Below are 12446 nucleotides of genomic sequence, written 5' to 3' on the forward strand. Positions count from 1 at the left end.
CCTTGAGCAAGGTACTCACTGTTGCCAGCATCTATTGCACCACCTTGTCCCATATAAAACTCCATTAATTATAAATATGCCTCATTATACATGCCAATTATTAATTATGTTATAATTAATATAAAATAATTACTCCTTCCCAAATATGGAATTTGTATTACAATACCTATATTATATGAAATCAAAGTATTTTATGGGTGAGAAAAAATTAAAAGCTGCTGTGATTTTATCAGGGTGTGGTCACCTCGACGGTGCGGAGGTGAGAGAAGCGGTTTTAAGCCTACTTGTGCTTGATCAGCAGGAAGTTGAGGTCAAATGTTTTGCACCCGATATCGATATTACACAAGTTGTGGACCACAAAATAAAAGAAGCAACGAAAGAAAAGAGGAACGTACTTATAGAAGCAGCAAGAATTGCAAGAGGTGAAATATACGATTTAAAAGACGCCAAAGCTGAAGATTTTGATATGTTAGTTGTACCTGGTGGATATGGAGTTGCAAAAAATTTATCTGATTTAGCTGAAAATAAAAACGTGGTAACAGTAATACCCGAATTTGAAAGATTAGTTTCAGAATTTTTTATTGCAAAAAAGCCAATAGGGGCAATATGTATATCTCCAGCAGTAATTGTTTTTATTTTAAGTAGTAAAATTAGTAAAGAAAAAAATAGAGTCAAGGTAACGATAGGGGATAATAGAGAAAAATTGATAGAAAAGCTAGGTGGTGAACATATAAAGTGCGACACAGGATTATCAATAGAAGATGAAGAACATAATGTATTTTCCTGCTCTGCTTATATGCGTAGCGACGAAAGCACATACTCTGTATATCAAGGAATAAAACATATGATTGACGGCATGGTAAAAAAGATTAACAAAAAGAATTAAACAAATAGTAGTAGTTTAGACCCCTCGCACAATTAGCTGTTGAAACTTTATATCTTTAGGTGTATCATAATTATATACACTTAAAAAGTCTCTTTAAAATAGCAAGGTATTTCATATGTCAGACGATTTATGGAATTTTTTTACGGAAATTCCAAATGAAGGTTATATAGTTGAAGGTTTATACTGCACAGGCAATAGGTGTAGTAGTTATGAAGGAAACATCGATCCAAACAATATTTGGGAGTTTAATCTGGTTTCTCTAGATGGAAAGGTAACAAAGAAAGTTGGGGTTGATATACTTAACTTTTTCGAACCAAGGATTCGTTTTAATATGGATGACAGTGGCAAAAAAATCAGCTTAGACATCGCTCCTGAAGATTGTAGGGTAACAAAAGATGGATCCCTTTGCATTGATAAAAATAAACAAGATTGTAAGTTTAAATTTTTAATAAAAAAGCTATAATTTTACGTCTCGGGTGTAACACCCAGTATAGGTGCTATTTTATTTATAATGTTCTTGGCTACAGGTGCAGCGATCATTCCCCCGGTATGATACATGCCCTGAGGCTCATCAATAATAATCAACACTATATACCTCGGATCAAGCATAGTTAGCGCTCCTATAAATGATGCTATATTTGCATCTTTGCTATATTTACCACTTATAACTTTTTCTGCTGATCCAGTCTTACCTCCTATCGAATATGCTTTTATGTTTGCTCTTTTACCTGTTCCATCTGTCACTGTTGCACGTAATAGTTTTCTTATCTCTCTAGAGGTGCTTTTTGCAATAATCTGCTCTCCGATACTTCTCTTATTCAATATCAAAGTTGCATTGTGAAATATCCCATTGTTGATCAGCGCAGCGGCAGTTTGTGCAATGTGCATAGGAGTTACAGCGATTCCATAACCGTAAGATGCTGTTATCAAAGTGCTTTCACTCCATTTATCTGGAATTATCGGTGTAGATTTTTCCGGTATTTCTATTTTTAAAGGAGAAAACAATTTCATAGTTTTAAAGTATTCTACCTGTCTCTCAATACCTAATTTAGCTGCAATTTTTGCTGCACCAATGTTAGATGATTGCACAAATATATCTCGCACAGTAATTTGGGGAGTTGCAAACTTGTGAAGATCCTGGATTTTATACTCCCCAATAGTGATTGGCCTTGACACGTCATATAAATCACTAGTTTTTACAACATTTGCATCGAGCGCTGCGGCTATTGTAAAGAATTTTAATATCGACCCCATTTCATACACCCCAAGACTGGCACGATTGAATTTTTGTACATCTTTCGCCTTATTCTGTAGATTAGGATTAAAATCAGGTAGACTGACCATCGAAATAATTTCGCTATTCTTCACATTTAAAACAATCCCCACTCCACCAAGCGCCTGATATCTGCTTATAGCTCTAGCTAGTTCTTCATGTACTACACTTTGCACCCGCAGGTCTAAGGATAGCACTACAGACTTTTCTTGCTCACTGTTTTTACTTACATACACCTCGACTCCGGCAATGCCTTTACCATCTATGTCAGTGTAGCCAAGTATATGTGAAAACAAATTACTGTGAGGATATATACGTTTTACGTCGTTATAAAAATTTACTCCTGGCACGCCAGCGGTTTTTACTGCTAGCAACTCTTTCGGGGTCAAGTGTCGTTTTATCCAAGCAAACTTCTTTTTCGAAGTAAGTGTTTTATATAAATCTTCGTATTCAAGGTCATCCAAAATAGAACACAGTTGCGCTGCCATACTCTCTGGATTCCTTACTTTAGTTGAATCTATATATAGCGACGTTGTTGGTACGTTTGTTGCTATTACCACTCCATTTCTATCCAAAATGTCAGGTTGCCTGTACGCTTTAATGCTCTTTTTTAAGTTTTCTGGAGCACTAAACTGGTTAAATGTCAGGGATAATATACGAAAAATAATTATTATATAAAATATAAACAATGGTACTATAAAATATAGTGAGCGGAGCTTATTTTTAAGCAATACTTGCATACTTACCTGATTTGAAAAAAATGGAAATTATCTTGGCTGAACCACGCGGTTTTTGTGCGGGAGTGAAAAGAGCTGTAGACATATTAGCTATTACTTTAGAAAAATACAAAAACGAGCGCCAAGTCTATGTGCTGCATGAAATCGTTCACAATAAATATATAGTAGAGGACTTTAAGAAACAAGGAGTGGTTTTTGTAAACAGTATTGAGGACATAAAAGATAATGGAGGAATACTGATCTTCAGCGCGCACGGGGTGTCAAAAAGCATAGAAGAGGAGGCAAAAAAAAAGGGTGTTCAGGTGATTGATGCAACATGTCCCCTAGTCAGCAAAGTGCATAAAGAAGCAAAGAGGTATGAAGATAGTGGCAAAGAATTAATTCTAATTGGGCATGAGAATCATCCAGAAGTTAAGGGAATTAGAGGAAGAGTAAACAACTCTATAGCTTTAGTACAAACCGTAGAGGATGTACGCGATTTGAAAGTTAAAGATCCAGAAAATTTGTCTTATGTCACACAAACCACACTAAGCGTTGACGATACCCACGAAATTATTACTGCCCTGAAGCTTAGATTTCCAAGCATTACAGGTCCTGACTTAAAAGATATATGCTATGCGACACAAAACAGGCAGAATGCTGTCAAAAAATTAGCTAAAATTGTAGACATAGTATTAATTGTAGGAAGCAAAAATAGTTCGAATTCAAATCGCTTATTAGATCTGTGCATTGCCAGAGGAAAAAGAGCGTATTTGATTGATAATTACAGTTGTGTGAACAAAAGCTGGTTTCAGGGCGTAGAGAAAATAGGAATCACTGCAGGTGCTTCTGCTCCTGATATATTGGTTGACGAGTTAATAAACTACTTGAAAATAAACATGAACATAAAAGTTTCAGTTATGCCAGACGGCGTTACTGAAAACGTTCAGTTTAAAATACCGAATTTAGTTTAAAGTACAACTAGCTTTGGCTACCACATATAACTAAAGCAACTTAGATAAACTACCAAACTTAGCAACAGTGTCATCTCAGTGCCAAGATCACAATGTTTGTACAGATATAACTCCTCCTAGTTTAAAAATGTTGCTAATCATTATATACAAATGTAATATTAATTAATATTCATAAATAAAGCAATTCCATGGAAAGTAATTATAACGCTGATGCAATAAAAATCCTGAGAGGTCTTGATGCTGTAAGAAAGCGCCCAGGTATGTACATTGGTGACACTGATGATGGGTCTGGCTTGCACCATATGGTGTATGAGGTTGTTGATAATGCGATAGATGAGTCTTTAGCTGGATATTGTGACAAAATTGAAGTTAGCATAAATGAAGATGGCTCAGTATCTGTAACCGACAATGGTCGTGGTATTCCAACTGATATTCATGAAGAAGAAGGAATATCAGCGGCGGAGGTAATAATGACCCAACTACACGCAGGTGGTAAGTTTGACAATAATACCTACAAGGTTTCCGGCGGATTACATGGGGTTGGGATCTCGGTTGTGAATGCATTATCAAGCTGGCTGGAATTAACCATTTGGCGCAATAAGAAGGAACACTTCATGCGTTTTGAAGATGGTGAGTCCATTGAATCCTTAAAGGTGGTGAATGAAAACACTTACAAGAGAGGAACAAGAGTAACGTTCATGCCATCAACAGAGACTTTTAGTAGAATTGATTTTAGTTATTCCACTCTTGAAAGTCGCATCAGAGAATTGGCGTTTTTAAACTCAAATATCGAGATCACTTTGCGTGATTTACGTAATAAACCGTATGCAGAGTCTCATTTTAACGATAGCAAACAGTCTGAAGATAATTTCGGCACAGCAAATTTTGTACGATACTTAGATAAAAATAAGACACATGTTACCAAAATTACTAGCATGAGAGGTGATGTAAAAGATCTTGGCACCAGCGTAGAAATATCGATGGAGTGGAATGATTCCTACTATGAGAATATGCTGTGCTTTACGAATAATATAAGACAACGGGATGGCGGTACGCATTTGGCGGGGTTTAGGTCCGCACTAACTAGATGTATCAATAACTATGCAACCAACGAAGGGTTCTTGAAGAAAGCAAAAGTGAATTTGACTGGAGAAGATGTCAGAGAAGGTTTAACTTGTGTTTTATCTCTCAAGATGCCTGATCCTAAATTTTCTTCACAAACAAAAGACAAGTTAGTCAGTTCTGAAGCACGCACAGTTGTAGAAAACATAGTTTTTGATAAGTTAAGTACAATACTTGAAACTGATCCCAAATTGGCAACAAGTATAGTAGAAAGAGCTATCAGATCAGCTAAAGGAAGAGAGGCTGCAAGAAAAGCACGGGAGTTAGTTAAAAATAAAAACAATATTGATATCGCCACTCTACCTGGAAAGCTTGCCGATTGTCAGGAAAAAGTTCCTGAGTTATCAGAATTGTTTATAGTAGAGGGTAATTCTGCAGGTGGTACTGCAAAGCAGGGGCGTAATCGTAAAACACAAGCCGTGCTTGCCTTAAGAGGAAAAATTCTAAACGTAGAACGTGCAGGACTGGATCGTATTTTTTCATCTGCAGAGATTGGCTCTTTGATTACGGCAATTGGTGCTGGAATAGGAAGTGAGCACTTCGATATTGAGAAAACTAGATATCATAAGATCATCATCATGACAGATGCAGACGTTGATGGTTCACATATAAGAACTTTGATTCTAACTTTCTTTTTTAGGTATATGCGTGAGATAATTGAAAGAGGGTATTTATATATAGCGCAACCGCCTCTTTATAAAGTTACAAAGAATGCTAAAGATACTTATATTAAAGATGACGAAACTTTTGAAGAGTATATAGTAAACTTAGCGGTTAAAAGATTAAAATTAAACGATACAGACAAAAATCTACGCTTTGTTTTGGACAAATGTCTTAGCATTTCAAATATTAGCAAAAATTATGACAGGGAAATACCACAAAACCTATTGGAGTCGTTATTAGTTTTAAGCAAAAAGAGTGCCTTATCATCTGCTGATGAGATATTGAAATATTTAAAGTTGATTTATAGCGAATATAATTGGGAAGTAGAAATAAAAGATGAGGAAATTCACGTCTCTAAATTATTTCAAGGATTAGCAGACAAATATGTATTCCCACTTGGCATGCTTGAAAGCAAAGAAATACTTAATATATTGAGTTCCCTTGATGATATAATCGACTTATTCAATGGTGATTCATTTTTAAAATCACAAGAAACTGAAATAAAGATCAAATCTCCGAGTGCACTAGCAAAAATAATAATGGACTACGGTAAAAAAGGTTTAACTCTGCAGAGATTCAAAGGTCTTGGTGAAATGAATGCTGATCAGCTTTGGGAGACTACACTCGATCCAGAAACTAGGATTCTACTAAAAGTTGAAATAAAAGATTGTGAAGAGGCAGATAGCATATTCTCAGTGCTAATGGGTGATATAGTTGAACCGCGCCGTGATTTTATCAATAACAATGCACTCAATGTGCATGATGTCGATATTTAACTTTTCTACGTTGCCTCATGGAATGACGGCTTTAAATTGTGCTAACAAAAAAGTCTTATTACCTTAAAAGTATGCTATTTAATATAGTCTGTAAATAAATTTATGTGGCGTGTGGCCTTGCTCTTTATATTATCAGCAATACTGGTAAGATGCGGCCTGCAAAAACCTGCACCTGTACTGCTTAAAGGTGAAGAATTTTATGGGAAAAGAGACTTGGAATATACAAGGGAATACCATTTAATTAAGGAGGACATTGATTCTTCAATAAAAAAAGAAAATAGAAAAGCCATCATAAATAGGATATACAGAGACAAAAATGATGCGCAAAACGTGGAGGTAAAGTGTAAATTTGTAATGCCAGTAAAAGGTACGGCTACCTCTTCTGACGAAATGTGTAAGGATGGCATAAAAATTGTTGCTCACAATGGAACAAATGTGGTTGCTTCTGCACCTGGCAAAGTGGTATACGTAGGCAAAGGCTTGAGGTGGTATGGAAATTTAATTATAGTGGAACACAAAGATAATTATATGACTGTGTACTCCTATTTAAAAAACATACACGTTGAAATTGGTGATAAAGTAAAACAGGGTCAAGTAATTGGATCTGCGAGTAAATCAAGCACACAAGATAAAGATCCACAGATGTGCTTTACAATAAGGCACAATGGTCAAGCAGTTGATCCTTTGGCGCATATGAATTGTGATTAAATTTATGAAATATGACTTTAAAAACGTTGAAAAATTTTATCAGGATAAGTGGGATTTTTCTGTAAGCAAGAATAATAAGCAAAAAAAGTGCTACGTGTTGGAAATGTTTCCATATCCATCTGGTAAGATTCACATGGGGCACTTGCGTAACTATGTGATAGGAGATGTGATAGCACGTTACAAGAGAGCTAGTGGATTTAAAGTTTTACATCCAATTGGCTGGGACGCATTTGGATTACCGGCTGAAAATGCTGCAAGAGACAACAATATTAACCCTGCTGTATGGACAAAAGAGAATATAGATAGTATGCATGCGCAGCTTAGATCTATAGGTCTTTCTTATAACTGGGAGCGTGAACTCTCCACATGTGAACCTGACTATTACAAACACGAACAAAAATTTTTCCTGGATTTTTTAAAGCATGGGCTTGCCTATCGAAAAGAGTCGTGGGTTAACTGGGATCCAGTGGACCAAACAGTGCTTGCAAATGAACAGGTAGTCGACGGAAAAGGGTGGCGTTCAGGTGCGGTTGTTGAGAAACGTAAGTTATCGCAATGGTTTTTAAAGATTACTGATTTCGCTGAAGATTTACTCGAGTGTCTGCAAAGTTTAAAAAATTGGCCAGAAAAAGTCAAAACAATGCAAGAGCGTTGGATAGGAAAATCCGAAGGGGTCACCATAGAGTTTGAAATAGTTGGTCTAAATAAGAAATTAAAGATTTTTACAACTTCTCCGCATACTTTGTTTGGAGCTTCTTTTCTTGCAGTAGCAGCAGAGCACCCTATTGTGCAGGATATCACGCTTCCAGATGCTCCTGAAGTTTTGTTATCCCAGTGCTCCGACACTGGGATCCAGCAAAAAGATGAATGGATTCCAGCGTTACGCGCTGGAATGACAATTGATGATATAAACACCAAGGGGGAAAATGACGAAAAATTTGGAATTTATACCGGATTGAATGTCAAACACCCATTCCTTGACAAGGAATTGCCGCTCTATATAGCGAATTTTGTATTGATGAAGTATGGAGAAGGTGCGATTTTTGGGTGCCCTGCGCATGATCAGCGTGATTTTGAATTTGCACAGAAATATGATTTGCCGATTATTCCTGTTATTTCTTCAACCCACTTAGGTGTCATTCCAGCGCGTGACCAGAATTCTTACACTGGATCCCAGTGTCGAAGCACTGGGATGACAAAGGAGGTGTATACTGGCGACGGAGTGATGTTTAACTCTGAGTTCTTAAACGGATTAACGGTTAGTGAAGCAAAAAAAGTAATTATTAAAAAACTTGAGGAAAAAGGAATAGGTAAAAAAACAACAAACTATCGTTTGCACGATTGGGGAGTTTCAAGACAGCGTTATTGGGGATGTCCTATACCTATTATATATTGCAAGGATTGTGGAACTGTGCCAGTTCCAGAAAAGGACCTTCCTGTGGTTCTGCCTGCGAATGTAGAGTTTACCAGCGGTGGTAATCCGCTTGATAAACATCCAACTTGGAAATTAGTTGATTGTCCAAAATGCGGAAAACAAGCAGAGCGTGAAACTGATACATTTGATACCTTTTTTGAATCTTCCTGGTATTTTGCTGCATTTTGTAGTGAAAATAAATCTATCAATAAGGATGCGTGTAATCGTTTTATGCCTGTGGATTATTATATAGGTGGAATAGAACATGCAATTTTGCACCTGCTTTACTCACGATTTTTCTGCCGTGCTTTAACCAAATGTGGCTATTTTGATATTAAAGAGCCTTTCTCTACTTTAATCACTCAAGGAATGGTCTGCCATGTAACTTACAAAGATGAGGATGGTAAATGGCTATTTCCTGAAGAAGCAAAAAAATTAATTGCGCAAGGCGCTAAGATTCAAGTTGGAAAAGTTGAGAAGATGAGTAAGTCAAAAAAGAATACAGTTGACCCAAACTTTATCATAGAAAAATATGGTGCTGATACTGCTCGCTTGTTTGTGTTGTCCGACACTCCTCCAGAGAAAGATATGGAATGGTCCGATGATGGTGTGGAAGGCTGTTCTCGCTATATAAATAAGTTGTGGCGCATGGTAATGCAGCTAAGACCCATAAATATGCACTATGATAATGAAAATGTGACAGGTAAACTTCTAGAATACAGAAGAAAGATACATAAGCTCTTACACGGACTTACAGATGACTTAGAAAGCTGTAGATTAAACTGTGTGGTGGCAAAATTCCGTGAAATGACGAATTTAATAGCTGAGATAGATATTAGAAACGGAAAATCTCTTATTGATGAAGGTATATGTATATTAATCAGAGTAATCGAACCGTTCATGCCACATCTGGCTGAAAGCCTATGGCAAGAAATAGGAGGTCAACCTTGGCCAAAAGTTGTTGAATCGTTACTGATTGATGATATGGTAACTGTGGCAGTGCAGATCAATGGGAAATTGCGTGCAACAATTGAGGTGGCAATTAATTTACCTCAAGAGGAATTAAAGCAAATAGCAATAGATTCCGTGTCCAATAAGATCGATCAAAACAAAGTTCACGCTATATATACTGTACCAAATAAGGTAGTAAACATAGTTATATAAAAAATCTGTAGCGCATCTTTAATTTCATAGTTATACTTTTTTTGACATGTAGTTATATCTTTTTTAATATAAGGGATATATACTTGTGCATTATATATATTTTTTTATATGAGGAGTTGTATGAAAATGAAGAGATTATACGCTTTAGCTGTGTTGCTCACCTCGTCTTTAGCGAGTGCAGCTGATGGTGTAGCTGATTTAGAAGGTCAGTACTACGCAGGCTTAAACTTTGGTGCTGGATGGGGTGGTGGCTTTAAGATGAAGCCTAGCGTTGTTTTTGGTTATCATCATGACAAAAACTCCAAATTTGAACTTGAGGTTCTCGCTAATATGAGCGATATTGCTAAAGCAACAAGGAAAATAGGGGCTAGCTTGCTGGCAAACTATCGTTTTTATCCTGACCTCGATATCGATCCTGTTAAGCTATACGTCAGCGGAGGTTTAGGTGGATACCTTCAGGTAATACCTTTTGGCTTTAGTAAAGGTATTGTAAGTGCTCCAAGTGTTGGAGGTGGTGATGAAACAGGTGGCGGTGATACAGGCAATAATACAGAAGGCAGCGATAATGCAGAAGGTGGTGAAGGTGGAGCTATAAGTGGAGCTACAGTTTCACCTATTTATGCTAATGAAGAAGAAAAGCCTGAAGGTCTACCTTTAGTAGACAAAGTACTGGGTTTTATTTCCTATAAACTAAAGGTTGGTGTTGATTATGAGATTACTCCACAGATAGTTGGTGCAGTTGGTGTTACCATGGGCGGGCAACTGGGTGATTTAAAAGCGAAACAAATACCAGATGCGGTTCTAGAGGTAGGAGTGCGTTATAATTTTTGATTGAGTTTTAATCTCCAGAATATTGCACCATATTTAATATTTAGATGTGATCTAAAAAATATCTGACCATGAGACCAGCAAACAGAGTTCTCTAGACCCATCTCTGTTGCAAGGAAAGACATATATAGTATGAAGCCCATATGCAGATGAAGAAATTTTTTGCCTTTGCTATATTGCTTACTTCATCTTTAGCAGGTGTAGCAGATGATGTGGCTGATTTAGAAAATAAATACTATGCAGGTTTAAACTTAGGTATTGGCTTAGGTGGTAGCTTAAATGATGATGGCTTTAATGCTAAAATTGCAATTGCAGGGGGAGCTGGTATTGTTTTTGGTTACCATTATGATAAAAACTCTAAATTTGAACTTGAATATTTGTATCCGTTCAGCTAAGCGGTGTGAGAGACGATAGATAGAAGATTTTGAAATGGATTTAACATCCTTTGCCTCCAAGTCAAGTATAACGAGATTATCCGCTCAAGAAACCTGTTTCCTCGTTCCGACTGTGCAAAATATGAATTCTTACGATAGACTACATAATGCCGTATCTGTCGTTCAGCATGATTATTCGTTAATGGAATATTTTTTGGGTCATCTAAAAACCTCCACATCATTGGTTCGGATTTTATAATACCCTTTACTACACGCGAAGATACCATCCCTTCAAGGATATAAGATATCTTTATTAGACAATATTGTATATATCTTTGCAATTCTTTGGCTCGACTAATAAACTTTGAAATATCCATTTCATTATTTAGCAGGTATTTATTGAGTGTAAATAACCCAACGGTTGCATCTTTTAAACAATTTCCGAGACACTTGACTTCCTTGTTACAACTATTTGATATCCTCTCGAAATCCCTTAATAAGTGTGCCCAACAAATTTGTCTTTTTTCATCACTGAAGTGGTTGTAAACTGCCAATCTATCAGTAACTACTAGATTCTTATAATTAGAAAATGTACTATTACTTAAAAACTCTCTCCCTCTTGAATCCGCTAACTTAATAAAGCTTGCTTCATTATTAGTGAACATCCAACACCAACCTTGTTTACCTTTGGTGTAATGGCCGGTTTCATCAATATGCAAAACTTTGCTTGCTTTTACTTCTTCTTCTACTCGTTCATATGCTTCTTTACATTTTCCTTCCTTCGCTATTGGATACACTACCGATACTTATATCTAAGTTAAAGATATCCTTCATAATATTCGCTATTTCTCGCTTTGAATTCTTGTAAAACCCACTCATTGCCGCAATTACTGACTTAACTCTAGGACCAAAGATATCAGGTGTAACTTCTTTAGGTAATTTGCTGCTTTTTCTCTTTCTACACTTACGGCAGCGACCATGCTCTAACTGATATTCTACTACATAAGGCTTAATTTCTGGTAGGTCAACTCTTTGATGAATATACGGCCTTTCTGATATTATAAACTCTCCACCACACTCACATCTATCTGGTAGCTCTATTTTCTCAATTTTGTCTGCTTCCATTTTAGCACGACAACTGCCTTTATGACCAACTTGGCCACCTATTTTCCTATTATTTTCTTGTTCATCTTTTGGTACATCCTTTTTTATTTTGTACAGCTCTTTAGAACTCGGTATTGATGAATTTCTTGAATTAAGGTTAAGCCTTCCTCTTAGCTCAGCAATCTCTGTTTTCAACTTTTTATTTTCTTCCTCAAGTCTGACTACCTTCTGCTCTGAATTTTTGCACAGCTCTATGAGCTTAATAAGCAATTGAAACACCTATTACTATATTATTACCTGTATTTTTATTACTACTACTTTAATATATTGTGTCAATTATTTTTTACCCTTTCCGCTCCGCTGAACGGATACAATAATTAGCTTCATTGTCATTATAAAAGGGTTGGTGGGGGTTGTCAAGGGGTTTTTAGCTCAGTTTTTATG

Annotated in this window: 9 protein-coding genes and 1 pseudogene; 8 read left to right on the plus strand and 2 right to left on the minus strand. The window is 36.4% G+C overall.

The genetic code is table 11. The features are described 5' to 3' along the window. Positions 1 to 175 precede the first annotated feature (175 nt). Both elbB and HET73_RS00210 read left to right on the plus strand, forming a co-directional pair. On the plus strand, positions 176 to 886 hold the full coding sequence (gene elbB / locus HET73_RS00205) for an isoprenoid biosynthesis glyoxalase ElbB (RefSeq protein ID WP_246209502.1): 711 nt from the start codon (positions 176 to 178) through the stop codon (positions 884 to 886). 115 nt (positions 887 to 1001) lie between these two features. Continuing rightward, positions 1002 to 1349 (plus strand): hypothetical protein, encoded by a 348-nt coding sequence (locus HET73_RS00210; RefSeq protein WP_174132639.1) that lies wholly within the window; start codon positions 1002 to 1004, stop codon positions 1347 to 1349. Positions 1350 to 1351: 2 nt separating this feature from the next. Here HET73_RS00210 and HET73_RS00215 read toward each other — a convergent pair whose 3' ends face one another. Further along, complete coding sequence (locus tag HET73_RS00215) at positions 1352 to 2899, minus strand: peptidoglycan D,D-transpeptidase FtsI family protein (protein WP_174132638.1); 1548 nt, start codon at positions 2897 to 2899, stop codon at positions 1352 to 1354. A gap of 20 nt (positions 2900 to 2919) precedes the next feature. Between HET73_RS00215 and ispH the strand changes: the two genes are divergently transcribed. The 6 genes from ispH (at position 2920) to HET73_RS00245 (ending at position 10919) form a co-directional block, all read left to right on the plus strand. Continuing rightward, the gene (gene ispH, locus HET73_RS00220; RefSeq protein ID WP_174133849.1) at positions 2920 to 3849 is read left to right on the plus strand and encodes a 4-hydroxy-3-methylbut-2-enyl diphosphate reductase; all 930 of its coding nucleotides are present in this window, start codon (positions 2920 to 2922) and stop codon (positions 3847 to 3849) included. A 188-nt stretch (positions 3850 to 4037) separates the two neighbouring features. Beyond that, positions 4038 to 6410, plus strand: coding sequence for a DNA topoisomerase (ATP-hydrolyzing) subunit B (gyrB, locus tag HET73_RS00225; RefSeq protein WP_174132636.1), 2373 nt, complete (start codon positions 4038 to 4040; stop codon positions 6408 to 6410). Positions 6411 to 6512: 102 nt separating this feature from the next. Next, positions 6513 to 7118 carry a murein hydrolase activator EnvC family protein gene (locus HET73_RS00230; RefSeq protein WP_174132635.1) on the plus strand — a complete coding sequence of 202 codons (606 nt, stop codon included), beginning with the start codon at positions 6513 to 6515 and terminating at the stop codon, positions 7116 to 7118. Between the two features lie 4 nt (positions 7119 to 7122). After that, complete coding sequence (gene leuS, locus HET73_RS00235) at positions 7123 to 9696, plus strand: leucine--tRNA ligase (RefSeq protein ID WP_174132634.1); 2574 nt, start codon at positions 7123 to 7125, stop codon at positions 9694 to 9696. Positions 9697 to 9816: 120 nt separating this feature from the next. Next, positions 9817 to 10527, plus strand: coding sequence for a hypothetical protein (locus tag HET73_RS00240; RefSeq protein ID WP_174133850.1), 711 nt, complete (start codon positions 9817 to 9819; stop codon positions 10525 to 10527). Between the two features lie 146 nt (positions 10528 to 10673). Next, the gene (locus HET73_RS00245) at positions 10674 to 10919 is read left to right on the plus strand and encodes a hypothetical protein (RefSeq protein WP_174133851.1); all 246 of its coding nucleotides are present in this window, start codon (positions 10674 to 10676) and stop codon (positions 10917 to 10919) included. Here HET73_RS00245 and tnpC read toward each other — a convergent pair. Beyond that, a pseudogene (gene tnpC, locus HET73_RS00250) lies at positions 10916 to 12272 on the minus strand (IS66 family transposase). The gene HET73_RS00245 and the pseudogene tnpC sit on opposite strands and share 4 nt — an antisense overlap. Positions 12273 to 12446: the final 174 nt, after the last annotated feature.

The organism is Wolbachia endosymbiont of Atemnus politus, from assembly GCF_013309895.1.